The following is a 26340-nucleotide window of genomic DNA, read 5'->3' on the forward strand; positions in this document are numbered from 1 at the left end:
TTGTGGGTGGCCCGAAGACAGATTCCAACCTTAGTCAGGCAACGGCGGTTTTTGAAGTTTATTAGCGTGATGATCGACATTCAGCGGATGGATGGAGGCTCTGCCTTGATGACACTTGAAGTAGGAGCTGCCGAAGGCTGCGATCTTTTGATCTTGAAAAAATCAACATCAAAAGATCGCAGCCTTCGGCAGCTCCTACAGGGGTCAAAGGTGCTCTTGCGCCCACTCGCGGACCTGCGCGTAGGGGTATTCTTCCAACGCAGCAAAACCCGGTATCGCCCGCGCCTTGAGTTTGGTGAACAACGGCACGCTGATTCCGCACAGGAACCGCGTTAGGCGTTCGGCCGATGGAATACGCCCTGTTTGCTGCTCATGCCTGTGGATAAATTCACCACACAGCTGCGCGAAGTTTTTATCCACAAGCGGCGGCAATGGCGACGGCTCCGGCAACCGCGCGATCTGGCCGTGACATACCGAACAATGGCCACAACGCTCGGGGGCATTGTGGTCACCGAAATACTCGGCCAGGCGATAACCCAGGCAGCGTTCGGTGGCAAACACCTCAAGCATGGCGTGAATCCGCGCCACTTCAGTCTGTTCGTGGCGGGTGAAATACTCGTGCAGTTCAGCGCTCAGGGCGTCGCTGGCAAAATCACTTTGCAGCAGGCTGTAAACCTCGGTCATTTGCTTGCTTTCAAGCGCGACCCAGCCTTTTTCCTGGAAGTAATCAAGTGCTGTCACCACGCGATTGCGCTCGGCGGAATACTGCGAATACATCGCCTCGAAATCTACTGTGGCCCAGGTGCGTGCTCGCGTGGACGTCCTGATGATCGCCGCAACGAAATCCCTGCGCTCGCCTTCGAAGCGCTGGAGCAATGCTTCAGGCTCAAGCAGATATTTGAAGCGGTATTCAGCGTAATAAGCGTAGCGCGGCGCGATCAGGCCTCGCAGTTCCAGCTGCACCAGCAAAGTCTTCAACGGCAACGAGCGAATGTTGCTCTGATCCGCCAATGGCCCAAGCAAAAACTCCCATTGTCCGTCCGGCACTGAGGCTTTGAGCTCTTCGAGCACATAATGAATCCCGTCGCGTTCGGGCGTATCACCGTAGACGAAGTTTTCCAGCACATTGAGGCTGTCGCGGTTGGCCAGTACCAGGCAGTCGGAGGGCTGTCCGTCGCGTCCGGCGCGGCCGATTTCCTGGCTGTAGTTTTCGATGGATTTGGGCAGATCGAAATGCACCACGTTGCGGATGTCGCTCTTGTCGATGCCCATGCCGAAGGCAATGGTGGCAACAATGCAATTGGACTGCCCGGCCATGAAGCGGCGTTGAATGTCTTCACGCTGATCGTGGGGCAAACCTGCGTGGTATGCCTCGGCCTGGATTCCGTTGCGTTGAAGATGCTCGGCGATGTGCTCGGCGGTTTTCTGCAACGTCACGTAGACAATGCTCGGTTGCCCAGGACGCGCGCTCATCCATTCGACCAGACGCCGACGCTTGTCCTGACCGCGTACAGGCTCGACCAGCAAATTGAGGTTGGGCCGATAGAAACCAGTGGTCACTACATCGTCCGGAGCGATGGCGAATTTGGCCTGCATGTCGGCGATGACTTTTGGTGTCGCCGTGGCGGTGAGCAGCAAAGCCTGCGGAATGTTGAACTGACGCTGGTAGTCGGGGAGTTTCAGATAGTCCGGCCGGAAGTTGTGGCCCCATTCGGAAATGCAGTGCGCCTCGTCGACCACCAGCAACGAGATCGGCACCTGCTGCAGGAAATTGCGGAAGCGCTCGTTCTTCAAGCGCTCGACGGAGATCATCAGAATTTTCAGCTCGCCCGAACGCGCACGGGCCATGACGTCGTTGGCATCCTCGCGGCTCTGCGCCGAATCGATACTGCCTGCCGAGATGCCGCGGGACTTGAGAAACGCCAGTTGATCCTGCATCAACGCCAGCAACGGCGAGACCACCAATGTCAGGTGTGGCAGTAAAAGTGCCGGCAGTTGGTAGCAAAGCGATTTGCCGGAGCCGGTGGGAAAGATCGCCGCCGCCGAACGCCCCGCCAGCACCGCGCTGACAGCGGCCTCCTGACCGGGGCGAAACTGTGGATAACCAAAAACCTGTTCCAGGGTGTGGTGCATTTACTGTCACTCCTTTGACTGCTGCCATGCCCAAAGCCTAGCGGGCGATCGCAGCGAGTCGAGAAAAGGTCGGGGTTGAATCGATACTGAATGATACATGGGAAGCGAAAACCAAGCGTTTAACAATCGAAGCGCCTCGACATACTTTCGAAAAGCTCAGCTACATATATAACAAACTTCACATTACAAACGCAGACACAACAGCGCCCTTTATTTTTAACACCACCTAAAACTAACTTGACTGCTCTTATACATAAGCAAGAGCAACGAAATGACAACTTTAACAATATTTTTCTGCGGCACCGGCTCCAACAAATTTGATGACAAACATAAAAGCTTCTGGGACGGCGAAATCGTTTCTACGCTCGCTGCACACCACAGCGGACGCGAATTTGCCGAGTGGATCGTCGTCGATGGCCCTGGCAGCGGCAATATGCAAGCCGACGACCTGTTCACCAAGACCTCTGAATACGGCCTGTCCGGCACGCTGTTCGGCAAAGGCTGGGATGAAAACGTGCAGCACGCTGTGAACATTATCAAAGGCAAATGCGACTGGCAGCGTAAACAACTGACCGAGTTAGAATATAACCGTCTGAAAGCCGCAGGCATTCCTATTGAAGATGTGAAAGTGGAAGGCTCCTGGTTCTGGCGCCAGTATAACTATGGCGATCGGAGTATCACGCAACAGAAGTTGCAGGAACAGATCATCAAGACTTTCCGCAAGAACGGCGTTATTCCCGCGCGAGTCAATCTGGTCGGCTGGAGCCGTGGCGGTATCAGTTGCCACATGCTCGCCAATGCGATGTTCCAGGACGCTGCACTCAAACATATTCCGGTGAATATATTTGCGATTGATCCAGTCCCGGGCATCGGCAACTTCCAGGAAAACCGCGTCAAACTTCAATCCAACGTCAAGGAATACATCGCCTTCTATGCCCGCGACGAGCGCTCAAAAGGCTTCAGCTGCGTGATCCCGCAAACCGCTACCGGCACCAAAACCTCGATCTATCCAATGGCCGGTCGCCACGCCACCCTCGCCGGCAACGCCACGGCCCTCGGCGGCGATCCCACCAACAGCAGCGACCTCAATGCGCTGATCGAGCCCGGCCGCATCGTTCGCCATCTGGCGGAAACCTGCCTCAAGCGTTGGGGCGTGCCACTGAGCAAAACGCTCAACCTGAGCGATGCCGACCTACTGCGCTTCACCGGCACCATCGTCAGCGACGAAGCCCGCTACAAGAAGATGCACAGCCAGTCCTACACCTATTTCACCGAACAGGACAAAGGCGAGCGCTATGTCTCGCTGGGCAGCAAAGGCGTGCCGTTCTCGGCAGTCAAAGGCACGATCTACCGGCCGGCAACAGGACTGACCACAAGCCTGCTGGATATTTCTGGCTACCAACATTTGCGTTGAAAAGCGTTTAAGAATCGGTAGCAACGTCTGGCGAATTGTTCGTCCCGTTCCTACTTCACGCAATGCCTTGTCGGCTATCGCGAGCGGGTGGTGCGAACCTATAGTCGTGGGTGTCGCTGCTTTGGCAGCGACACCCACATCACCCACGCCCTGTACCTGCTGACACAGGACGGCTGGGACCTGCTGCAAGTCAGATGCCCCCGGCCAAGTAACAAACGAAACATCATCGCTGCACACGCCGTGTCCAGCACCAGGAGTCAAAATTTGCAAACTACTATTGATTGCGTACGATGGGAGCCATTACTCAGCGAAGGGCTCGCATTTATGGCCAGCACTGAAATCATCGATCACAGCGCCCTCGTTCGCTTGGTCGAAAACGGTTCTGTGAGCGGCACAATTATCGTCGCGAAACCAGGAGGCTGGTCGGTCGAGATTCGGCAAGGCAGCCGCAAATGCGCGCTGACAGCACAACGCAGTGGTCAGGTGCGCCTGTTCAAGAGGCTGGAGACGCTTGTGATCTATCTGCAGGGCTTGGGCATCAGCCAATTCAACGTGGATGCCTCCGGCTATGACCCGCTGCAACTGAAAACCTACGCCAGGCCTGATCGCTCTGAAGCGTTGAAACAAGCCCATGAAGCGGCCGCTTATGAGGAATGGTTCAAGCGACAGGTGCAGATCAGCATCGATGATCCAAGGCCAAGTATCAGCGATGAAGATGCTCGCCGAATATTCGCCGCCAAGCGTGATGCCCTGCGTCAACGAGGGCGCTGATGAGGTTGGTCTGGCGCCCGGAAGCGCTTGCTGACCGAGACCGGATAATGGACCGAATCGGTCAGGACAACCCAGACGCTGCTGCGGATCTCGATGAAATGTTCGAATCAAAAGGGGAAATAGCAAGACAGCGCCCAACCTTGTACCGAAAGGGCAGGGTCCTCGGAACACGTGAAATCGTTGCGGCCGCCAACTACGTCATCGTCTACGCAATCAAAAAAGACCGGGTGGAAGTGCTGCGTGTCATGCATGCACGGCAGCAATGGCCTTAATTAGAGGATCATGTTGCAGTACTGTTGAGTGGCATTACTCTGGCCGTATCAGGCCAAAAATGAATGAATACTGCTACATGGCAAGTGACGAACCGCCGTTGAGATGAGCTTACCCAAATCTTCGCCCATGAAAAAACCGCCCCAAAGGGCGGTTTTTTATTCACTGCAAACTACTACTTACAACTTCGGCCCAGCCGCCTTGATCGCGTCGCTCACTTCGAACTTCTTGAAGTTCTCGATGAACAGACCGGCCAGTGCTTTCGCTGCCTCGTCGTACGCCGCCTTGTCAGCCCAGGTGTTGCGTGGGTTGAGCAGGTTGGTGTCGACGCCTGGTACGGCCAGAGGCACGTCGAGGTTGATGGTGTCCAGGTGCTCGGTGGCAGCACCGATCAGAGCGCCGCTCTGGATCGCTGCGATCACCGCGCGGGTGGTCGGGATGTTGAAGCGTTGGCCGACGCCGTAGCCGCCGCCGGTCCAGCCGGTGTTGACCAGGTAGACCTTGGAGCCGAAGCCGCGGATGCGCTTGATCAGCAGTTCTGCGTATTCGCCAGCCGGACGCGGGAAGAACGGTGCGCCGAAGCAGGTGGAGAAGGTCGACTTGATGCCGCTGCCCGAACCCATTTCAGTCGAGCCCACCAGTGCGGTGTAGCCGGAAAGGAAGTGGTAGGCCGCTTGCTCTTCGTTGAGGATCGACACTGGCGGCAGTACGCCGGTCAGGTCGCAGGTCAGGAAGATCACCGCGTTTGGCTCGCCACCCAGGTTCTTCTCGGAACGCTTGGCAACGTGCTCCAGCGGGTAGGCGGCGCGGCTGTTCTGGGTCAGGCTGACATCGGCATAATCGGCGTGCTTGGCGTCGTCGATGACGACGTTTTCCAGCACCGCGCCGTGCTTGATGGCTTTCCAGATAACCGGCTCGTTCTTCTCGGAGAGGTCGATGCACTTGGCATAGCAACCGCCTTCGATGTTGAACACCACGCCTTCGCCCCAGCCGTGTTCGTCGTCACCGATCAGGTAACGGCTTTCGTCGGCCGACAGGGTGGTTTTACCGGTGCCCGACAGACCGAAGAACAGGGTCACGTCACCGTCTTCGCCGATGTTGGCAGCGCAGTGCATTGGCAGCACGTCAGCGGCCGGCAGCAGGAAGTTCTGCACCGAGAACATGGCTTTCTTCATCTCGCCGGCGTAACGCATGCCAGCGATCAGCACTTTCTTCTGCGCGAAGTTGATGATCACGCAACCGTCGGAGTTGGTGCCGTCACGCTCAGGCACGCACTCGAAGTTGGCAACGTTGAGCACTTGCCATTCTTCACGGCCAGCCGGGTTGTACTGGGCCGGGTTGATGAACAGGCAACGACCGAACAGGTTCTGCCAGGCAGTCTGTGTGGTCATTTTCACGGCCAGGTAGTGATCTTCCGCCGCGCCTACATGCACGTGGGAAACGAAGTGCTCTTGCGCGTTGTTGAAGGCCTCGACGCGAGCCCACAGGGCATCGAACTTGTCGGCCGGGAACTTGCGGTTGATCGGGCCCCAGGCGATAGCGGCCTGGGTGGAAGGCTCTTCAACGATGAAACGGTCGACTGGCGAGCGGCCGGTGCGGTGACCGGTGCGAACAACCAGAGCGCCGGTATCGGCAAGCTCGCCTTCACCGCGATTCAGGGCTTCTTTTACCAGATCATCAACACTCAGATCGGTGTACACGGCGTTATTGGCTTGCGTCATGAGGTTCCCCGTCGGCCAGTGGCCGAGTGTGCTCCAAACGTTTTGTAGTAGAAAGTCGTGCACTACTACCGCGAAAAAAGTGGGCCGGATTATGCCAGAAAAGCCCAAAAAGAGTAGGGTCCTCCCGTCGTAACGGCGATATTCCGTCATTCCGCAGTGAATTTACCTGCGCTGAACCGTTTTAGTGACGGGTATCTGACGGCGTATCGACGCCCGCGCCAGCGAACAATTGAGCAATATCGGCTGCGTCAAACAGGTACTGCTGATTGCAGAACTGGCAATCGATCTCGACTTTGCCGCCCTGCTCGGCGGCCAGCGCCAGCGCATCTTCCAGCCCAAGACTGACCAGCGCATTGCCGGAGCGTTCCCGCGAGCAGCTGCAACTGAAGCGCAGATGCTGCACATCAAACAGACGTACCTGCTCTTCGTGGTACAGGCGATGCAGCACGGTTTCGTTGTCCAGACTAATGAGCTCATCAGCGCTCAAGGTGCTGGCCAGTGCGGTGAGATGCTGCCAGCTGGCGGCGCGTTCCTCTTCGTCTTTCAAGCGATCGGCGGGGAGTTGTTGCAGCAACATGCCACGGGCACGACGACCGTCGGCGAAGAGCTTGAAGCGGGTGCCGACCTGTTGCGACATGACGAAATAGTTGGTGAAACAGTCCGACAGGGTCTCGCCGTCAAGATCAACAATGCCCTGATAGCGCTGGCCAACAGTCGGGTCGACGGTCAGGGCCAGAACGCCGTTCGGCATCAAGTCGGCAAGGGTCGCGTCAACCGCGATCTGCTCGGCGTCGTAACGCGCCAGGCCACGGATTTCGCGCTCGCTGGAACACTCGATCATCAGCAGCGGAATCGGCCCTTCCGAGCGTGCCTGCAAAATCAGCAAGCCATCGAACTTGAGCGTGCCGACCAGTAACGACGCGGCCGCCATCAGTTCGCCGAGCAACTGCGCGACCGGCTCCGGGTACGGGTGTTTGGCGAGGACTTCGGCGTAGCTGCGCTCCAGCGCTACCAGTTCGCCGCGAGTGTCGCTGTCATCGAAGATGAAGCGTTGAGTGAAATCGGTATCCGCTAGGTCGGTCATAGGTCTGGGTATCTGAATGTGATGACAAAATGGTTACAAAACGTGAAAATTTGCGCTTGCTGGCACTTTTTTTGGTGCCGGCGCTTTTTCGCCATGGGAGGCATTTTATGAACAATCCGGGTTTGTTCCAATCAAGGTGGAACCTCGGCCGGCTGGTTCTGTGTAACGTAGTGCCGCTGGCGCTACTGGCTTTCTGGTTATGGCCTACCGGTCAGATGCTGTGTGTGATTTTCGACGAGTGGCTGTTCCGCTCGTTGAATGCGCCGCTGGCCAGCAACCCGATATGGCTCCACATCTGGGCAATTGCAAGTCTGCGCCCGTTCGACATCGTCGTCGGACTGATTCTGCTGACGCTGCTGATCAAGGGCGATTGGGTTTTCAGGGCGATCGACGTGCGTCGCGCGTTCTTCGGTTTTTTCTCGATCCTGCTGCTGATGGTGGTGATCCGCGCGCTGTTTTCCAAATTCGCCGATCACATGGGCTGGCAGCACAGCAGCCCGTCAATGGTGCTTGAGGGCGCCGTGCACATCAGCGATTACTTTCCGCATCTGGAAAAAACCTGGGAGCTGAAGGACCGCTCGGGCCAGAGTTTTCCCGGTGATCATGCCTCGGTGTTGTTGATCTGGGCGTTGTTCATGGGCGTGTTCAGCCGCACCGTCGGACAATTTCTAACGGTCTGGGGTCTGGCCGTATTGTTCATGTTGCCGCGTCTGGTGGCCGGCGCGCATTGGGGTCAGGACGACTACATCGGCGGTGTGCTGCTGGCGGTGTGGGCGTTGGGCTGGGGTTACTACACGCCGTTTGCCTATCACGCGTCGAACCTCTGGTTGAAGCTGACCGCGCCGATTTTCGCGTTGCTGGGCAAGCTGCCGATGGTGTCGCGGATGAGTATGGTGCGTAGCGCCTGATACCGCGTCGTACTCGATTCGCGAGCAGGCTCGCTGCCACAGACGACTCGATCGAATGTGGGAGCGAGCCTGCTCGCGAAGAGGCCGGCACAACGTTTCAATCTTCGTTGCTGCTACCGCGAAACTTGAACAGATCCCGCCGCTGTTTCTTGCTCGGTTTGCCATCGGTGCTCACGCCCAACGAGCCCGCCTTGCGCATCGCCGCAGCCGCTTCACGCTTGGCGACACTCGCTTCGGTCTCGGCATACAAGGTTTGCGCCTCGGGTGCGCCACGCCGCACGATCGACAATGCCTCGACCCTCACCGTGCGCACTTCGAAGCCGGTGCGAATCTCGAACTCATCACCAATGCGCGGCTCCTTGCCCGGCTTGCAGCGCTCGCCACGACAATGCACCTTGCCGCTTTCGATTGCTGCTTTGGCCAGAGCACGCGTCTTGTAGAAACGCGCCGCCCATAACCACTTATCGAGACGGACCTTGTCGTCCTCCTCCTGCTTCTGTCCCATATGAATTCCTCGCTCAGCCAGTAGTCGGAACTGTACTACCGTTTCTGTCGGGCGCAAGAAGTCGGCCCTCCAGATTGACTGTGATCTTCGCCGCCCGACCGGCCTGGAGTGACCGCGTGACTAAATTTCCAACTTCGTTGACCTCACCCAGGGGCGGTTGCCAGGGCTGCCAGCAAAGCGAACCGCTGGATTTCGATTTTGCCTTCGCCTACCAGCCGATTGTCGACCTGCGCGATCAATCGGTATTTGCCCACGAAGCGCTAGTGCGAGGCGTGTCAGGGGAAGGTGCACTGTCGGTGTTAAATCAGGTTACAGAAGACAACCGCTACCGTTTCGACCAGCTCTGCCGGACCCGCGCCATCGAAGGCGCAGCGAGCCTTAATATGCAGACACACTTGTCGATCAACTTTTTGCCCAACGCCGTCTACCGTCCAGAGCTATGCATTCGCAGCACACTGGAGGCCGCACGCAAACACAACTTTCCGATCGACCGACTGATTTTCGAAACTCTGGAAATCGAGCACGTAGATAATTATCGCCATTTGACCAATATTCTGCGTGAATACCGCGAATTCGGCTTCAAGACCGCCATCGACGATTTCGGTGCCGGCTATTCGGGGCTCAATCTGCTGGCCGATTTCCAACCAGACCTGATCAAACTCGACATGGCGCTGATCCGCGATATTGACCAGGATCGTGTCCGTCAGGTGATCGTTCGGGGGATTGTCACAATGTGTGCGGAGTTGGACGTTACAGTCATTGCCGAAGGCATAGAAAGCGCCGGGGAACGGGATTTCCTCGCGGACTGTGGAATTTTCCTGATGCAGGGCTACTGGTTCGCCAGACCTGCATTCAAAGCGTTGGCCCAGGTGCCGGACGGGGCCTGGAAGCGTTAACCCTTGGTTTTTTCTTTGAAGACATTTGATCATTTGACCGTTGTCGGTCTGCGCGAGTGGGTGGGGCTCCCGGGTTTGGGAGTTGCGGGCCTGCGCGCAAAAATCGACACCGGCGCCAGCACCTCCAGCCTGCACGCCACCGATATCGAACCGTTCGAACGCGACGGCGAGAAATGGGTGCGCTTCACTGCGCATCTCGGCACGGTGGTGCAGTTGCGTCACCGGCGCTGCGAAGCGCCGCTGGTCACGCGCAAAACCATCAAGAGCTCCAACGGCCATGCGCAGGTGCGCTATGTGATCAGCACCACGCTGGCCTTGGGTGATCGGGTCTGGCCGGTGGAGTTCACTCTGGCCTGCCGCAAGTCCATGCGCTATCGCCTGCTGCTCGGTTCCAAAGCCCTGATCGATGGCCAGTTGGTGGTCAATCCGGGCATCAAATATGTACAAGACAAGCCGGTGTTCCCGGTATCTACCTCCTCCACAGGTGTTGCATGAAGATCGCTGTGCTGTCGCGTAATCCGCGTCTGTATTCCACCCGCCGTCTGGTCGAAGCCGGAATCGAGCGCGGACATGAAATGGTGGTGATCGACACCTTGCGCGCCTACATGAATATTGCCAGCCACAAGCCGCAGATCCATTACCGCGGCAAACCGCTGGAAGGTTTTGACGCGGTGATCCCACGGATCGGCGCATCGGTGACGTTCTACGGCTGCGCGGTGTTGCGTCAGTTCGAAATGATGGGCGTGTTCCCGCTCAACGAGTCTGTGGCCATTGCCCGTTCGCGGGACAAATTGCGTTCGCTGCAACTGCTGTCGCGGCGCGGAATCGGTTTGCCGGTCACCGGTTTTGCCCACTCGCCTGACGACATTCCCGACCTGATCGCCATGGTCAACGGTGCACCGCTGGTGATCAAGGTACTGGAAGGCACTCAGGGCATCGGCGTGGTGCTGTGCGAAACCGCGACGGCGGCAGAGTCGGTGATCGAAGCGTTCATGGGCCTGAAGCAGAACATCATGGTTCAGGAATACATCAAGGAAGCCGGCGGCGCGGATATCCGCTGCTTCGTGGTCGGCGACAAGGTGATCGCGGCAATGAAGCGCCAGGCCAAACCGGGCGAGTTTCGTTCCAACCTGCATCGCGGTGGCAGCGCCAGCCTGATCAAGATCACCCCGGAAGAACGCATGACCGCGTTACGCGCTGCCAAGGTCATGGGCCTGGCGGTGGCGGGTGTGGATATCCTGCGCTCCAATCACGGTCCGCTGGTGATGGAAGTGAATTCGTCGCCGGGACTGGAAGGCATCGAGACCACCACTGGCAAGAATGTCGCCGGAATCATCATCGAGCATCTGGAAAAGAATGGCGGGCCGAATATGACCCGCACCAAGGGCAAAGGTTAACCCAGAGATATTCGGCGGCTGGAAAGCCGCCTTCGCGAGCAGGCTCGCTCCCACAGTTGATCGCATTCCAAAATGTGGGAGCGAGCCTGCTCGCGAAGGGGCCATCCGCCCTCTTGAAGATCTCAGCGCTTAAACAGCATCACGCGGCAACATCAACCCCAACGGCAATCTCACCCGCGCCTCCAGTCCCCCCCCGGACCGGTTGCGCAATTCGACATTGCCGCCATGCATCGCCGCAATCCTTTTCACGATCGCCAGCCCCAGCCCGGTGCCTTTGCCACCGCGAGCCCGATCACCTCGGGTAAACGGGTTGAAGATCGCTTCAAGCTCGGACGGATCAATTCCCGCGCCACGGTCCATCACACTCAGCACCACATACGGCGCGCTGGTATCTCCCGATACATACGCCGCTACTTCAACGCCGGTACCGGCATGGTTCAAGGCATTGCCGATCAGGTTGTTGAGCAGGCGTTTCATCGACACCCGACGCAGCGGAAACGGCTGGATCGGTTCCAGGCGCAGGCGCACTTTCTCTTCGTTCTGGTTGTATGGCGCGGCGACTTCGCGCACCAGATCGCTGAGGTCGACCTCTTCCACCGACTCGTCACGACCGTCGCGAATGAACGCGAGGAACTGGTCGAGAATCGCGTCCATGTCCTCGATGTCGCGGACCATGTCGTCGGTGAGGTCGGTGTGATCGCCCATCAGTTCCAGCGACAGGCGCAAGCGCGTCAGCGGTGTGCGCAAGTCGTGGGAAACCCCCGCCAGCATCAGCTCCCGCTCACGTCCGGCCTGTTCGACGTCCTCGGCCATCTGGTTGAAGGCGCGATAAACCTCGGTCATTTCGCTCGGCGTATCACTGATCGGCAGACGTACGCTGCGGCCCTGGCCGAGTTGCCGCGCGGCATACACCAGGCGCTTCAACGGCTGGTTGAGCTGGCTGACGAAAATCCATGCCGACGCCGTAGAAAGCAGGCCGATGGCGAGGAACCAGCCGAGCACGTTCCAGATCTTCTGGCCGCGCAGCGGGTGCGGATACAACGGCACTTTCAGCCAGCCATTGCCCAGGCTCGGTGCCCTCACCCACAATGCCGGCGGCGAGTGCATGCGCAAACGCACCTCGGTGTCGGCACCCAGTTCCGCCTGCATCTGACGTTGGTAGATTTCGCTGTACGGCCAGTGCTGTTCGCCTTCCGGCACACCGGCGCCGACCACCCGAATCAGGGTCGCGGCATCGGCAATTTTTGCGCGGTTCTCTTCGTCGGCGGCCCAATAGGCGCGCAGCGTCAGAGCGACGCCATGGCTGTATTGGCGATCCACCAGCACGTCCTCGTTCATCAACAGATAAACCAGGGTCAGCGCCTTGGAAAACAGCACGACGATCAGCACCAGCCAGAGGGTGCGGGAGAAAAAACTTTGGGGGAACCAGACGGGGGTTTTCATCTTTAACCGCTACACACTTGCAGGAGCGAGCAATGCTCGCATATTGCGGATTGCGAGTCTGTGGCAATGGCCGTGCGACCAGAGCCTTGCAGACCCGCTCCTACAAATCACCGATCACTTGGTGGCGGTGCCATCCGGTACGAACACGTAACCCACGCCCCAGACAGTCTGGATGTAGCGCGGTTTCGACGGATCGGGTTCGATCATGCGGCGCAGACGCGAGATCTGCACGTCGATGGAACGCTCCAGCGCATCCCATTCACGGCCACGGGCGAGGTTCATCAGCTTGTCGCGGGTCAGCGGCTGACGGGCGTTCATCACCAGCGCCTTGAGTACCGCGAACTCACCGGTGGTGAGCATGTGCACTTCATCGCCACGCTTGAGCTCGCGGGTCGCCAGCGACAACACGTAATCACCGAAGGTGACGTTTTCGTCTTCACTGCCCGGCGCGCCCGGCACCGGTGCGGCCTGACGGCGCAATACCGCTTTGACCCGCGCCATCAGCTCGTCCGGGTTGAACGGCTTGGCCAGGTAATCGTCGGCGCCCAGTTCAAGGCCCTTGATACGGCTCAGCTCATCGCCCTTGGCGGTGAGCATGATGATCGGAATCTGGTTATTCGCGCTGCGCAGACGGCGGCACGCGGTCAGGCCGTCTTCGCCCGGCAGCATCAGGTCGAGAACGACCAGATTGAACACTTCACGCGCCAGCAGACGGTCCATCTGCTCGGTGTTCGGAACGGTACGGGCACGGTAGCCCTTGCTGACGAAGAAACGCTCCAGCAGGCTGCTCAGCCCCGGATCGTCATCAACGATAAGAATTTTTTCGCCTTCAGCAGTTTGTGCTGTGCTGCTCATTGGATGCTCCTTTTAGCTCGGCGCGCATTATGGCGTAGCTGCCGTTATACGCACCGTGTGCATTGTTAGCAGATTTTTCCTTCACTGCCAGAAAACCGGGGTTTATGCCTACAGCCTGCAACGCCCCCGAATGACAGAACGCTGGTTATAATGCGCGGCGTTTTGCGCCAGGCAACGTCTGAATCGTTACCGTAAGTGGCCGGTATTTTTTCCGGCCCTGTGCAGTAACTGTTCGATTTCACGGGTCAATGGGCAGCTTCTTGATCCAGGCAGCGGCAATTTTCCAGCCGCTCAATCAGCCTCCAGGCCATTATCTGCGTGCCTGCGAGCCTGCTTTCATACTATGTCAGGTGGTTTTATGGACAGCATCAACAGCCGCATCGCCGAGGAACTCGGCGTACGCCCACAACAGGTCGAAGCGGCCGTCGCGCTACTCGATGAAGGTTCTACCGTCCCCTTCATCGCCCGTTACCGGAAAGAAGTCACCGGCAGCCTCGATGACACTCAGTTGCGTCATCTGGAAGAGCGCCTGCGCTACCTGCGAGAACTCGACGAACGGCGCATCAGCATCCTCGCCAGCATCGAAGAGCAAGGCAAGCTCACCCCTGCTCTGGAACGCGACATCAAGCTCGCCGACACCAAAACCCGTCTCGAAGACTTGTACCTGCCGTACAAGCAGAAGCGCCGCACCAAGGGCCAGATCGCCCTCGAAGCCGGCCTCGGCGAACTGGCCGACGGCTTGTTCAACGACCCGAACCTGTCGCCGGAAACCGAAGCCGCACGCTTCGTCGATGCCGAAAAAGGTGTGGCCGACGTCAAGGCTGCGCTGGAAGGCGCCAAGTACATCCTCATGGAGCGCTTCGCAGAAGACGCCAGCCTGTTGGAAAAGCTGCGTAATTTCCTCAAACAGGAAGCGATCCTCAGTGCCCGCGTCATCGCCGGCAAGGAAGAGGAAGGCGCCAAGTTCCGTGATTACTTCGAACACGACGAGCCGCTGAAAAGCATGCCATCGCACCGTGCCCTGGCGATTTTCCGTGGCCGCAACGAAGGCATTCTCAGCTCCGCGCTGAAAGTCGGCGATGAGCTGCCCGGCACGATGCACCCGTGCGAAGGCATGATCGCTCAGCAGTTCGGCATCCAGAACCAGAACCGCCCGGCGGACAAATGGCTCGGTGAAGTGGTGCGCTGGACTTGGAAGGTCAAGCTCTACACCCACCTGGAAACCGACCTGCTCGGCGAGTTGCGCGATGGCGCCGAAACCGAAGCGATCAACGTTTTCGCGCACAACCTGCACGACCTGCTGTTGGCCGCTCCGGCAGGCCCGCGCGCGACGCTGGGCCTCGACCCGGGCCTGCGTACCGGCTGCAAGGTGGCCGTGGTCGATTCGACCGGCAAGCTGCTCGACCACGCCACGGTTTACCCGCACGTGCCGCACAACAAATGGGATCAGACCATCGCCATCCTCGCCGCGCTATGCGCCAAGCATTCGGTGGACCTGATCGCCATCGGCAACGGCACTGCCAGCCGCGAGACCGACAAGCTGGCGATCGAGCTGATCAAAAAATATCCAGCGATGAAAATGACCAAGGTCATGGTTTCCGAAGCCGGCGCCTCGGTGTACTCGGCGTCGGAACTGGCGGCCAAGGAATTCCCGGACCTCGATGTGTCGATCCGTGGCGCCGTGTCGATCGCCCGTCGCCTGCAGGATCCGTTGGCCGAGCTGGTGAAAATCGATCCGAAATCCATTGGTGTCGGCCAATACCAGCACGACGTCTCGCAGCTGAAACTGGCGCGCGGTCTGGATGCCGTGGTCGAGGATTGCGTGAACGCCGTGGGCGTGGATGTGAACACCGCCTCCGTGGCCTTGCTGGCACGGATTTCCGGCCTCAATGCGACGCTGGCGCAGAACATCGTTGCTCACCGTGACGAACACGGCGCGTTCAAGACCCGTGCAGCGCTGAAGAAAGTCGCGCGACTGGGCGAGAAAACCTTCGAACAGGCCGCCGGTTTTTTGCGCGTGATGAACGGCGACAACCCGCTGGATTCGTCGGCGGTTCACCCGGAAGCCTATCCACTGGTGCAGCGCATTGCCGCTGAAACCGACCGCGACATCCGCTCGCTGATCGGCGATGCCGCGTTCCTCAAGCGCCTGGACCCGAAGAAATTCACCGACGAAACCTTCGGTCTGCCGACCGTCACCGACATCCTGCAAGAACTGGAAAAACCCGGTCGCGATCCACGTCCGGAGTTCAAGACTGCCGAGTTCCAGGAAGGCGTCGAAGACCTCAAGGATCTGCAACTGGGGATGATCCTTGAAGGCGTGGTGACCAACGTGACGGCGTTTGGTGCATTCGTCGATATCGGCGTGCATCAGGATGGTCTGGTGCACATCTCGGCGCTGTCGGAGAAGTTCATCAAGGACCCGCGCGAAGCGGTCAAGGCCGGTGACGTGGTGAAAGTGAAGGTCATGGAAGTCGATATCCCGCGCAAACGCGTCGGTCTGTCGATGCGCATGAGCGACACTCCCGGCGAGAAAATCGATGGCGCCCGTGGCTCGCGTCCGGGCTCGGCACCGCGCCAGTCTTCGGGCAACGCGCCGCGCAAGGAAACCGCCACAGCCGCGCCGGTGAACAATGCGATGGCCTCGCTGTTCGCCAACGCCAAGCAGTTGAAGAAACGCTGATGGAAATGCCGGCCGGGCTCGTCGAGAGCGCGTTTTTCAAGCTGTTGGGCTGTCGCCTGCACAGTCTCGAAACCGGGGTGGCGCAAGTCGCCCTGGCGCTTGAGCCCGATCTGCGCAACCGCGGCGGCAAACTGCACGGCGGCGCGCTGTTCAGTCTGGTCGACATCGCCATGGGCCTGGCTTGTTCCAGCAGCCATGGCTTCGATCAGCAGAGTGCGACCATCGAATGCAAGATCAACTACATCCGCGCCGTTTCCGACGGCGAGGTGCTGTGCACGGCGCGGGTGATCCACCCGGGCCGGCGCACGCTGGTGGTCGAAGCCGAGGTGATGCAGGGCGACAAACTGGTCGCAAAAGCGCAAGGCACCTTCGCTGTCCTGTAGATGTTGCTCATCATTTTGAGTTAATTTCGGCGCAATGAATCCTGTGGAAGCGAGCCTGCTCGCGAAGACGGTGTGTCAGTCGACGATGATATTGACTGCAAAACCCTCTTCGCGAGCAGGCTCGCTCCCACAGGGATTGTGCAGTTCTTGACTGACCGGCAAATGGCCTGCCGCTACAAACCAGGCGATAACGCCAGTTTCAACTTCACCCTTGTAGACCGTCCTGCCCACCCCCATATTGGGGCGACTGACGCGTGAAGGAATCCAAATTGAGCGAACTTCTCAACCGCCGCCTGGCTCTGCTCGGCGAGCGCGCCAACCTCTCTCTGCTCAAGCAGTGCCTGCACGGTATCGAACGTGAATGCCTGCGTGTGACCAGTGAAGGTCGCCTGGCGCAAACGCCGCACCCCGAAGCCCTGGGTTCCGCGCTGACCAACGAACAGATCACCACCGACTACTCCGAGTCGCTGCTGGAATTCATTACGCCAGCCCTGCCGGATCCTGCCGACACGCTGGCGAGCCTGGACAAGATTCATCGTTTTGCCTACAGCAAACTCGGCAACGAGTACCTGTGGAGTCCATCGATGCCGTGCCCGTTGCCGGCCGAGGAAGATATTCCGATCGCCTATTACGGCACCTCCAACATCGGTCAGCTCAAGTACGTTTATCGCAAGGGCCTGGCCCTGCGCTACGGCAAGACCATGCAATGCATTGCCGGGATTCACTACAACTTTTCCCTGCCGGAACAGCTCTGGCCATTGCTGCGCGAGGCCGAAGGTTTCGTCGGCACCGACCGCGATTTCCAATCGGTTTCCTACATCGCGTTGATTCGCAACTTCCGTCGCTACAGCTGGCTGCTGATGTACCTGTTCGGTGCCTCGCCGGCGCTGGACGCCGGCTTCCTGCGCGGGCGTTCGCATCAGCTCGAGCAGCTCGACCCGGACACGCTGTATCTGCCGTACGCCACCAGCCTGCGCATGAGCGATCTCGGTTATCAGAGCAATGCCCAGGCCGGCCTGACACCGTGCTACAACGACCTGGCGAGCTACACCGACAGCCTACGCGAAGCCGTGGCCACGCCGTATGCGCCGTATGTAGAAGTCGGTACGCACAAGGATGGCGAATGGGTGCAGCTCAACACCAACATCCTGCAGATCGAAAACGAGTACTACTCCAACATCCGCCCGAAACGCGTGACCTACACCGGTGAGCGGCCGATCCAGGCGCTGATGGCGCGCGGCATCCAGTACGTCGAAGTGCGCTGCCTGGACATCAACCCGTTCCTGCCGATGGGCATCGACCTCACCGAATCGCGCTTCATCGACGCCTTCCTGCTGTACTGCGCGCTGAACGACAGCCCGCTGCTGACCAACACTTCGTGCGGCAACGCCACCTCGAACTTCCTCAGCGTGGTCAAGGAAGGTCGCCGTCCGGGCCTGCAATTGCAGCGTGACGGTCAACGGGTCGAGATGAAGCAATGGGCGGCCGAACTGCTGGAACAGATTGCTCCGCTGTCGGCGATGCTCGACCAGAGCGTCGGCGGCGATGCCCACAGCAAGGCCCTGGATGCGCAACTGGCCAAGGTCAACGACCCGTCCCTGACCCCATCGGCGCAGGTGCTGGCGGCCATGGCCGAGCACAAGGAAAGCTTTGCGCAGTTCTCCCTGCGCCAGAGCCAGACCCACGCCGAGTTCTTCCGCAGCGAGCCGTTGGCGGCTGACGAGCAAGCGAAGTTTGAAGAACTGGCGCGCGCATCGCTGGCGCAGCAGACCGAGCTTGAACAGAACGAGGTTGGCGATTTCGATGTGTTTGTTGGCGCGTATCAGGCGAGCATCCTCGCCATCAGCAATTAAAAGCCCCTCACCCTAACCCTCTCCCAAAGGGAGAGGGGACTGACCGCGTTGTTCTTGCGAGCTACACCGACCTGAAATACCGGGCCGAACTCAGGCCTTGAAAAGCATGAAGATCAGCTCCCTTTCCCCCTCGCCCCCTTGGGGGAGAGGGCTGGGGTGAAGGGGCAAAGTTCTGACGTCGAACGAATCATCCGAAATCCCCACACCCTCTCCTATCCTTAGATTTTTCCGCTCATAAGCTCATTCGAAAAAGTTATTTATTTCGCGATTCTTAGATCATTTAGTCTCCATTCACGCCGACATTCGGTCGCCTGATCTGGAGCTCTCAATTGAAACTGAATTTCCCGCTTCGCCTGCTCGCCGCCGCCTCGCTGGCCGCTGCAAGCTTCCTGGCCCAGGCGGCCGATCTCACCGTCGCCTACCAGACTACCGTCGACCCGGCCAAGGTCGCTCAGGCCGACGGCGCCTACGAGAAAGCCACCAAGGCCGATATCAGCTGGCGCAAATTCGATAACGGTGCCGACATCATTGCCGCCATCGCGTCCGGCGATGTGCAGATCGGCTATCTCGGTTCGAGCCCGTTGACCGCCGCGATCACCCGCAAAGTGCCGGTGGAAACCTTCCTGATTGCCACGCAGATCGGCGCCGCTGAAGCACTGGTCGCGCGTGATGGTTCCGGCATCAAGACTCCGCAGGATCTGATCGGCAAGAAAATCGCCGTGCCGTTTGTGTCCACCGGGCACTACAGCCTGCTCGCCGCGCTCAAGCACTGGAACATCGACCCGTCGAAAGTCACCGTGCTCAACCTCGCGCCGCCAGCCATCATCGCGGCGTGGAAACGCGGCGATATCGACGCCACTTACGTTTGGGATCCGGCACTGGGCGTCGCCAAGGAAAACGGCAAAGTGCTGATCACCTCCGGCGAACTGGCCAAGTTCGGCGCGCCGACCTTCGACGCTTGGATCGTGCGCAAGGACTTCGCCGAGAAGCACCCGGAAATCGTCACCGCGTTCGCCAAGGTCACCCTCGACGCCTACGCCGCTTACCGCAAGGATCCGCAGGCCTGGCTGGCCAATCAGAGCAACGTCGACAAACTGGTCAAACTCTCCGGCGCCAAGGCCAGCGACATCCCATTGCTGCTGCAGGGCAACGTCTACCCATTGGCGGCGGATCAGGTCAGTGACCTCGGCGCGCCGACCACCAAAGCCATCACTGACACCGCCGCGTTCCTCAAGGAGCAAGGCAAGGTCGAAGCCGTCCTGCCGGACTACGCGCCTTACGTCAGCGCCAAATACATCACCAACTGATCGGGAGATACAGCGATGGCCTTGCTACAGCTGGAGCGCATCAGCGCACAGTACCCGGGCAGCCCGGAGCCGGTGCTGGCGGATATTTCTCTGACCCTGGGGCCGCAGCAATTGCTGGTCGCCCTCGGCCCGTCCGGCAGTGGCAAGACTTCGCTGTTGAACCTGATTGCCGGCTTCGTCGAGCCGAGTGCCGGGCGCATCACCCTTGACGGCGTGCCGGTCAAAGGCCCGAGCGCCGAACGTGGCGTGGTGTTTCAGGACGACGCCTTGCTGCCTTGGCAGGACGTATTGGCCAACGTCGCCTTCGGCCTCGAACTGGCCGGTGTCGGCAAGGACAAACGCGAACAGCGCGCCCGTGAAATGCTCGCGCTGGTCGATCTTGCCGGCTTCGAAGACCGACGCATCTGGCAATTGTCCGGTGGCCAGAAACAACGCGTCGGCCTCGCCCGCGCCCTCGCCGCCGACCCGCGCGTGTTGCTGATGGACGAGCCTTTCGGCGCCCTCGACGCGTTCACTCGCGAACAGATGCAGGAACTGTTGCTGCAAGTCTGGCAACGCACGGCCAAGCCGGTTTTCCTGATTACCCACGACATTGAAGAAGCGGTGTTCCTCGCCACGGACCTGATTCTGCTGGCACCGAATCCGGGGCAGATCGTTGAGCGCCTGCAATTGGATTTCGGTCAGCGTTACGCCGCTGGCGAGTCGGCCCGCGCGATCAAATCCGATCCGCGTTTTATCGAAACCCGCGAGCATGTACTGAGCAAAGTCTTCTCGCAACGCAGCGCCGTAACCCGGCAGGAGCGCGCATGAGCAGTTACGAGGTTTCCGCTGCGGCGGTGAAAACACCTTCGGCGGGCATCCCGGTGCGCCGCAGCCTCAGCACTCGCTGGATCAGCCTGCTGACCCTGTTCGGCCTGTTGGCGGTCTGGTGGGCGGTGACCGCTACCGAGTTGATCGAACCGCTGTTCTTGCCACCGCCCTCTGCCGTGCTGCAAAAAGGCTGGCTGCTGGCGACCTCGGGATATATGGATTCGACGCTGTGGCAGCACCTGGGCGCGAGCCTGAGCCGCATCGGCCTGGGTCTCGCTTTTGCGATTCTCACCGCCGTGCCGGTGGGCATTGCCATTGGCGCCAACCGCATCGCCCGTGGCGTGCTCGATCCACTGATCGAGTTCTACCGTCCTATTCCGCCGTTGGCCTATCTGCCGCTGATCGTGATCTGGTGCGGCATTGGCGAGTTGTCGAAAGTGCTGCTGATCTACCTGGCGATTTTTGCGCCGATTGCCATTGCCACCGCGACGGGCGTGCGCACGGTTGATCCAGCAAAACTGCGCGCCGCTCAGTCATTGGGCGCGACGCGCGTGCAGTTGATTCGCCATGTGATTCTGCCCAGCGCCCTGCCGGACATTCTCACCGGCGTGCGCATTGGCCTGGGGGTTGGCTGGTCGACCCTGGTCGCCGCTGAACTGATCGCGGCCACCATTGGCCTGGGCTTCATGGTGCAGTCGGCTGCGCAATTCCTGGTCACCGATGTCGTGGTGCTGGGAATTCTGGTCATCGCCCTGATCGCCTTCGCCATGGAAATGGGCCTGCGCGCATTGCAGCGCAGACTGGTGCCATGGCACGGCCAGGCGCACTGAAGCATTTTTGAATCACACATGTAGGAGCTGCCGAAGGGTGGTTTCACCGAATTGAAGAGAAAGACCATGAGCACCCTCAACATCACCCCGTTAAGCTCGGCCCTCGGTGCGCAGATCAACGGCGTCGACATCAGCCAGCCGCTGAGCCTGGAACACCGCGACGTCATCGAACAGGCGCTGCTCACATATCAGGTGCTGTTCTTCCGCAACCAGCCGATCGAGCCGGCACAGCAGGCACGTTTCGCGCATTATTTCGGCGACCTGCACATTCATCCGATCTACCCGAACGTGCCGGAACAACCGGAAGTGCTGATCCTCGACACCGCCGTCACCGACGTGCGCGATAACGCGATCTGGCACACCGACGTGACCTTCCTGCCAACACCCGCGATGGGCGCAGTGCTCAGCGCCAAGTTGCTGCCGGAGTTCGGTGGCGACACATTGTGGGCCAGCGGCATCGCGGCATATGAAGCGTTGTCGGCGCCGATGAAAACCCTGCTCGAAGGTCTGACGGCCACCCACGATTTCACTCGTTCGTTTCCGCTCGAGCGCTACGGCAACACGCCTGAGGCGCTGGCGCAGTGGGAAGAAGCGCGGCGCAAGAATCCGCCGCTGTCGCACCCGGTGATTCGCACCCACCCAGTGAGCGGGCGGCGCTCGCTATTCGTCAATGAAGGATTTACCTCAAAGATCAACGAATTGTCGGAAACCGAGAGCGAGGCGATCCTGAAATTTCTGTTCGCCCACGCGACACGGCCGGAATTCACCATTCGCTGGCGCTGGCAGAAGGACGACATCGCCTTCTGGGACAACCGCGTGACGCAGCATTACGCGGTGGATGATTACCGCCCGGCGCGGCGGGTGATGCAGCGGGCGACGGTGTTGGGGGATGTGCCGTTTTTTCGCTGAGCCCTTTTAAAGGCAAAAGCCCCTCACCCTAACCCTCTCCCGGAGGGAGAGGGGAATGATTGGGGATGCTGTAGAAGTACGCCGACCTGAACGTACTTTGCTGAATCCATAATCGACTCGGTATTTCAGGTCGATGTAAGACGCAAGACACCTCGGTCGGCTCCCTCTCCCTCTGGGAGAGGGCTGGGGTGAGGGTGGCTCACTCCGCCGTCGAAGGCTTCTCCCAAAGATTGATCCCGCCCTCCTGGGCAAACCGGTCAATCTCCGCCAGCTCTTCAGCACTGAAATGCAGATTCTTCAGCGCGCCGACGTTCTCGATGATCTGCTCCGGCCGGCTCGCACCAATCAGCGCCGAGGTCACTCGTGGATCACGCAGCGTCCACGCCAGTGCCAGTTGCGCCAGGCTCTGGCCGCGACGCTGGGCGATCTCGTTCAACGCTCGCACGTGAGCGATGTTGGCCTCGGACAAGTGCGAAGCCTGCAGCGAGCCGCCGCCCGGGCGATTGACTCGCGCATCGGCCGGCACGCCGTTGAGGTATTTGTCGGTGAGCAAGCCCTGCGCCAGCGGCGTGAACGCGATGACGCCCGTGCCGAGTTCATCGGTGGTATCGAGCAGATCCTTTTCCACCCAGCGATTGAGCAGGTTGTACGCCGGCTGATGAATCAGCAGCGGCACTTTCCACTCTTTCAGCAGCGCGGCCATTTCTCGGGTCTTCACCCCTGAGTAGGACGAGATGCCGATGTAAAGCGCCTTGCCCTGCTGCACGGCGGTGGCAAGGGCGCTGGCGGTTTCTTCCAGCGGGGTGTCCGGGTCGAAGCGGTGCGAATAGAAGATGTCCACATAGTCCAGACCGAGGCGTTGCAGGCTCTGGTCGAGGCTGGCCAGCACGTATTTGCGCGAACCGCCGCCCTGACCATACGGGCCAGGCCACATGTCCCAACCGGCCTTGCTGGAGATGATCAGCTCGTCGCGATACTGCTTGAAGTCTTCGCGCAGCAGGCGACCGAAATTGATCTCGGCGCTGCCGTATGGCGGGCCGTAGTTGTTGGCCAGATCGAAATGGTTGATGCCCAGATCGAACGCGGTGCGCAGCAAGGCACGCTGGGTCTCGATCGGCGTGCTGTCGCCAAAGTTGTGCCACAGGCCCAGCGACAAGGCCGGCAGCACCAGACCGCTGCGGCCGACGCGGCGGTAAGGAATGGAGTCGTAGCGATTTTCGGCAGCGGTGTAAGTCATCGAATCCTCTCTTGTCTGTCTTTTAGTCATCTGCAACCGGACACCTTTGTGGCGAGGGGATTTATCCCCGATGGATGGCGAAGCCGCCCCAAAATCTGAAACCTCGGCGAATCTGGTGTACCGAATGCGCTGGTTTTACGACTGCTTCGCAGCCGAACGGGGATGAATCCCCTCGCCACAAAAGCCCCATCAATCATGCAAAGCGATTTGCAGGTCGAACCAGCCCCAGGTTCTGCCGCAGCGTGCGGCCTTCATATTCAGTTCTGAACAACCCGCCCAGCATACGCCCAAGCGGCGCGACGCCGACCTCCGGTTCGACCAATTGCTGAAACGTTTCACATTTTTTCCTGCGCTTCAGCCTCGCTGGATTGGCCATGCTCAAAGTGACACCGAGTTGGCCCCTTCGCGAGCAGGCTCGCTCCCACAGAGTTCTCCTGTGAACATGAAATTCATGTCCAGCCGAGATCCATTGTGGGTGCGAGCCTGCTCGCGAAGGCGGCCAATCAGGCAACACCCATTCACCAGGCGAAAACTGCCATGCACATCACCATCATCACTTTCTCCGGCCTGGTCCTGCTCGCACTGATGCTTTACATCGGCGACCCCATTGGCTTCAGCCGCCAGACCATGGCCTACCGCTTCGCAGCGCTATGGCTTGCGATCCCTGATCAATGGCGCAGTCGGCGTAGTTCATGCGGGCGGCCGCTGGGTACGGAAATAGCGCTTGGCAGCGCGGTATTCGGCGTGCCGGCAGCAGCAATGGTGTTGTTCATGCTGCTGAGCGCCGAGTCCTGAGCAGACCCGGCGCGCAGCCGTCGGTCAACGCACCAGATGCAGGAACTGCATGTGCCGTTCGTACTGGTCGAGGATGTCGTTGATGATCTGCTCTTTGGTGTAGCCGACCAGATCGTAGTCCTGACTGCCCTCGCTCAAGTGCACTTCGGCGCGGTAGTAGCGGCGATTGTTGAGTTGCTTGGAACCCATGCCGCCGCGCGCGAACGATGGCGTGAAGTAGCCGCGCATCTGCACCTGATAGATGAACGGATGCTGCTCGCCATGACCGATTTCCAGGCTGACGTTGTCATGCGCCGGATCCGGCTGGGTAACCACGTGCAGACCTTTTTCGACGAACACGGCGGTCACTTCTTCGATCGCCGGGCGGACGGTGCTTTCCATGAAGCGGTACACCTCGTCGCGGGACGGGAAGTGCACGGCCTGACTCAGGCGCTGACGCCAGCCACCGGTGCCACGCCGCGAACCGGAGACCGGCGCCAGCGAATGCAACTGCGCGATCTGCTTCTGCGACTCCAGATAGAACGCCTTGTGCAGGCCCCACATCATCAGCAGCAGAATCAACGAGAACGGCAATGAGGTCAGCACCACCGCCGACTTCAACGCGTCGATGCTGCCGGAAAACAGCAGTGCGCTGGTGATCAGCGCGGTCATCGCACCCCAGAAGACCCGCAGCCATTTCGGCCCGTCTTCATCCGGGTTGCCGCCTTTCGCCGACAGGGTGGAGAGCACCACGGTGCCGGAATCCGCAGACGTCACGAAGAACACGAAGCTGATGAACACCGTCACGGCGATGACAGTCTTGCTCCACGGATAGGTTTCCAGCAGCAGATAAATGCTCATCGACGGATTGTCGATGGCCGACATGCCCAGCGCACTCATGCCGTGATTGAGCACTTGATCCAGGGCGCTGTTGCCGAAGATCGACATCCACGCCAAGGTGAAACCGAGCGGAATCAACAGCACGCCGAAGACGAATTCACGGATGGTGCGGCCACGGGAAATCCGCGCGATGAACAGGCCCACGAACGGCGACCATGCGATCCACCAGGCCCAGTAGAACACGGTCCAGCCGCCCAGCCAGTCGCTCGGTTTGTCGTAGGCGTAGAGGTCGAAACTCTTCATCGGCAGCGCGCCGAGGTAATCGCCGACGTTCTGGATCAGGGTGTTGAGCAGGTGCTGTGTCGGCCCGGCGAACAACACGAACAGCAGCAGCCCGCAGGCCAGCAGCATGTTGATGTCCGACATCACCCGTACGCCTTTGTCGACGCCGGAGACGGCCACAATGATCGCCGCACCCATCATCAGCGTGATCAGGCCGACCTGAATCCACTGGGTGTGGGCGATGCCGAACAGATAATCCAGACCGGAATTCAGATGCAACACGCCGAAGCCCATGTCGGCACCAAGGCCGAACACCGTGGCGATGATGCCGAAGCCGTCCACCGCATAGCCGATCGGGCCGTTGATGCGTTTGCCGATCAGCGGATACAGCGCCGAACGCAGGGCCAGCGGCAGGTTGTGCCGATAGGCGAAATAGGCCAGTGCCATGCCGACGAAGGCAAACACGCCCCAGCCATGAAGGCCCCAATGCAGGAACAGGATCTGCATCGCCTGGCGTGCCGCATCCGCCGTGCCCGCGTCGCCTTGCGGTGGCTGGAGCATGTGGGTCAGCGGTTCGGAGACGCAGAAGAAAAACAGCGTGATGCTGATCCCGGCGGCGAACAGCATGCCGGCCCAGGACAGGTAACTGAATTCGGGTTCGTCGTGGTCGGCACCGAGTTTTATCTTGCCGTAGCCGGATAAGGCGGTGACCACCACGAAGACCAGATACAGGGTCATCGCGAGCATGTAGTACCAGCCGACCGTGTTGGCCGCCCAGTTTTGCGCTTCCAGCAACCAGGCGCCGGCCTGCTCGGGGATGGCGATGACGACAAGACCAAACAGCAGAATGACCGTCGCGGCGAAGTAGAACACCGGCGGATTCATGCGCACCAGACCGCTGGCGGGGGTAGACGATGCACTCATGAAAGGTGCACCTCGAAGGGTTGAAACGTGGCTGAAATGATCGGACTCAGCAAAGGCAAGCCTCCTGTTGTGAGCGGGCAGCGAACCACCGGTTTAACTTGAATGAACGTT

At 59.6% G+C, this 26340-nt stretch carries 23 protein-coding genes and 1 pseudogene; 15 read left to right on the forward strand and 9 right to left on the reverse strand.

What is annotated here, in order from left to right; translation table 11 throughout:
* Window positions 1-204: 204 nt before the first annotated feature.
* Window positions 205-2133: an ATP-dependent DNA helicase RecQ gene (locus CKW30_RS13905; RefSeq protein ID WP_095181094.1), complete on the reverse strand. Its 1929-nt coding sequence runs from the start codon at window positions 2131-2133 to the stop codon at window positions 205-207.
* 271 nt (window positions 2134-2404) lie between these two features.
* Here CKW30_RS13905 and CKW30_RS13910 point away from each other — a divergent pair, with 271 nt between their 5' ends.
* The 3 genes from CKW30_RS13910 (at window position 2405) to CKW30_RS13920 (ending at window position 4590) form a co-directional block, all read left to right on the forward strand.
* Window positions 2405-3547: a hypothetical protein gene (locus CKW30_RS13910; protein WP_095181095.1), complete on the forward strand. Its 1143-nt coding sequence runs from the start codon at window positions 2405-2407 to the stop codon at window positions 3545-3547.
* 324 nt (window positions 3548-3871) lie between these two features.
* Window positions 3872-4318 carry a hypothetical protein gene (locus tag CKW30_RS13915; RefSeq protein WP_095181096.1) on the forward strand — a complete coding sequence of 149 codons (447 nt, stop codon included), beginning with the start codon at window positions 3872-3874 and terminating at the stop codon, window positions 4316-4318.
* Window positions 4318-4590 carry a type II toxin-antitoxin system mRNA interferase toxin, RelE/StbE family gene (locus CKW30_RS13920; protein WP_056787114.1) on the forward strand — a complete coding sequence of 91 codons (273 nt, stop codon included), beginning with the start codon at window positions 4318-4320 and terminating at the stop codon, window positions 4588-4590. The genes CKW30_RS13915 and CKW30_RS13920 overlap by 1 nt, the downstream gene beginning before the upstream one ends.
* A 177-nt stretch (window positions 4591-4767) precedes the next feature.
* Here CKW30_RS13920 and CKW30_RS13925 read toward each other — a convergent pair whose 3' ends face one another.
* Window positions 4768-6309 carry a phosphoenolpyruvate carboxykinase gene (locus tag CKW30_RS13925; protein WP_016772179.1) on the reverse strand — a complete coding sequence of 514 codons (1542 nt, stop codon included), beginning with the start codon at window positions 6307-6309 and terminating at the stop codon, window positions 4768-4770.
* A 181-nt stretch (window positions 6310-6490) separates the two neighbouring features.
* Window positions 6491-7393 (reverse strand): Hsp33 family molecular chaperone HslO, encoded by a 903-nt coding sequence (hslO, locus tag CKW30_RS13930; protein WP_056787111.1) that lies wholly within the window; start codon window positions 7391-7393, stop codon window positions 6491-6493.
* Between the two features lie 107 nt (window positions 7394-7500).
* On the opposite strand from hslO, the gene CKW30_RS13935 reads away from it, so the two are divergent.
* Window positions 7501-8301 carry a phosphatase PAP2 family protein gene (locus CKW30_RS13935; protein WP_095181097.1) on the forward strand — a complete coding sequence of 267 codons (801 nt, stop codon included), beginning with the start codon at window positions 7501-7503 and terminating at the stop codon, window positions 8299-8301.
* 97 nt (window positions 8302-8398) lie between these two features.
* Here CKW30_RS13935 and CKW30_RS13940 read toward each other — a convergent pair whose 3' ends face one another.
* Window positions 8399-8806 carry an RNA-binding S4 domain-containing protein gene (locus CKW30_RS13940; RefSeq protein ID WP_016772182.1) on the reverse strand — a complete coding sequence of 136 codons (408 nt, stop codon included), beginning with the start codon at window positions 8804-8806 and terminating at the stop codon, window positions 8399-8401.
* Between the two features lie 116 nt (window positions 8807-8922).
* Here CKW30_RS13940 and CKW30_RS13945 point away from each other — a divergent pair, with 116 nt between their 5' ends.
* The 3 genes from CKW30_RS13945 to rimK are packed head-to-tail and all read left to right on the forward strand — an operon-like array spanning window position 8923 to window position 11099.
* Window positions 8923-9702, forward strand: a complete 780-nt coding sequence (locus CKW30_RS13945; RefSeq protein ID WP_095181098.1) for an EAL domain-containing protein — start codon at window positions 8923-8925, stop codon at window positions 9700-9702.
* 33 nt (window positions 9703-9735) lie between these two features.
* Window positions 9736-10197: an ATP-dependent zinc protease gene (locus CKW30_RS13950; protein ID WP_177434215.1), complete on the forward strand. Its 462-nt coding sequence runs from the start codon at window positions 9736-9738 to the stop codon at window positions 10195-10197.
* Window positions 10194-11099, forward strand: coding sequence for a 30S ribosomal protein S6--L-glutamate ligase (gene rimK / locus CKW30_RS13955; RefSeq protein ID WP_024011184.1), 906 nt, complete (start codon window positions 10194-10196; stop codon window positions 11097-11099). Before CKW30_RS13950 ends, rimK begins: the two co-directional genes overlap by 4 nt.
* Window positions 11100-11228: 129 nt before the next feature.
* On the opposite strand, the gene CKW30_RS13960 is transcribed toward rimK, so the two are convergent.
* Both CKW30_RS13960 and ompR read right to left on the reverse strand, forming a co-directional pair.
* A complete protein-coding gene (locus CKW30_RS13960; protein WP_095181099.1) occupies window positions 11229-12542 on the reverse strand; it encodes an ATP-binding protein in 1314 nt (437 codons plus the stop codon).
* A 114-nt stretch (window positions 12543-12656) separates the two neighbouring features.
* Window positions 12657-13397, reverse strand: coding sequence for a two-component system response regulator OmpR (gene ompR / locus CKW30_RS13965; RefSeq protein ID WP_016772186.1), 741 nt, complete (start codon window positions 13395-13397; stop codon window positions 12657-12659).
* A 358-nt stretch (window positions 13398-13755) separates the two neighbouring features.
* Here ompR and CKW30_RS13970 point away from each other — a divergent pair, with 358 nt between their 5' ends.
* From CKW30_RS13970 to tauD, 7 genes are all read left to right on the forward strand, one after another.
* Entirely contained in the window at window positions 13756-16080 is a 2325-nt protein-coding gene (locus CKW30_RS13970; RefSeq protein WP_056787091.1) for a Tex family protein, read from the forward strand.
* Window positions 16080-16463 carry a PaaI family thioesterase gene (locus CKW30_RS13975; protein WP_095181100.1) on the forward strand — a complete coding sequence of 128 codons (384 nt, stop codon included), beginning with the start codon at window positions 16080-16082 and terminating at the stop codon, window positions 16461-16463. Before CKW30_RS13970 ends, CKW30_RS13975 begins: the two co-directional genes overlap by 1 nt.
* A gap of 269 nt (window positions 16464-16732) precedes the next feature.
* Window positions 16733-18316, forward strand: coding sequence for a glutamate--cysteine ligase (gshA, locus tag CKW30_RS13980; protein WP_095181101.1), 1584 nt, complete (start codon window positions 16733-16735; stop codon window positions 18314-18316).
* Window positions 18317-18645: 329 nt separating this feature from the next.
* Window positions 18646-19623 carry a taurine ABC transporter substrate-binding protein gene (tauA, locus tag CKW30_RS13985; protein WP_024011179.1) on the forward strand — a complete coding sequence of 326 codons (978 nt, stop codon included), beginning with the start codon at window positions 18646-18648 and terminating at the stop codon, window positions 19621-19623.
* A 15-nt stretch (window positions 19624-19638) separates the two neighbouring features.
* The gene (tauB, locus tag CKW30_RS13990) at window positions 19639-20433 is read left to right on the forward strand and encodes a taurine ABC transporter ATP-binding subunit (protein ID WP_095181102.1); all 795 of its coding nucleotides are present in this window, start codon (window positions 19639-19641) and stop codon (window positions 20431-20433) included.
* A complete protein-coding gene (gene tauC / locus CKW30_RS13995) occupies window positions 20430-21263 on the forward strand; it encodes a taurine ABC transporter permease TauC (RefSeq protein WP_095181103.1) in 834 nt (277 codons plus the stop codon). Before tauB ends, tauC begins: the two co-directional genes overlap by 4 nt.
* Before the next feature lie 66 nt (window positions 21264-21329).
* The gene (gene tauD / locus CKW30_RS14000) at window positions 21330-22172 is read left to right on the forward strand and encodes a taurine dioxygenase (protein ID WP_095181104.1); all 843 of its coding nucleotides are present in this window, start codon (window positions 21330-21332) and stop codon (window positions 22170-22172) included.
* Window positions 22173-22371: 199 nt separating this feature from the next.
* Here the strand turns inward: tauD and mgrA are convergent, their stop codons facing one another.
* The gene (mgrA, locus tag CKW30_RS14005) at window positions 22372-23409 is read right to left on the reverse strand and encodes an L-glyceraldehyde 3-phosphate reductase (RefSeq protein WP_076565051.1); all 1038 of its coding nucleotides are present in this window, start codon (window positions 23407-23409) and stop codon (window positions 22372-22374) included.
* A gap of 193 nt (window positions 23410-23602) precedes the next feature.
* Entirely contained in the window at window positions 23603-23785 is a 183-nt protein-coding gene (locus CKW30_RS14010) for a hypothetical protein (RefSeq protein WP_095181105.1), read from the reverse strand.
* Window positions 23786-23946: 161 nt separating this feature from the next.
* Between CKW30_RS14010 and CKW30_RS14015 the strand changes: the two are divergent.
* A pseudogene (locus tag CKW30_RS14015) lies at window positions 23947-24204 on the forward strand (hypothetical protein).
* Between the two features lie 24 nt (window positions 24205-24228).
* Here the strand turns inward: CKW30_RS14015 and betT are convergent.
* Entirely contained in the window at window positions 24229-26190 is a 1962-nt protein-coding gene (betT, locus tag CKW30_RS14020) for a choline transporter BetT (RefSeq protein ID WP_167333564.1), read from the reverse strand.
* Window positions 26191-26340 lie beyond the last annotated feature (150 nt).

The sequence above is a fragment of the Pseudomonas sp. Irchel 3F6 genome (assembly GCF_900187595.1).
Taxonomy (GTDB): domain Bacteria; phylum Pseudomonadota; class Gammaproteobacteria; order Pseudomonadales; family Pseudomonadaceae; genus Aquipseudomonas; species Aquipseudomonas siliginis.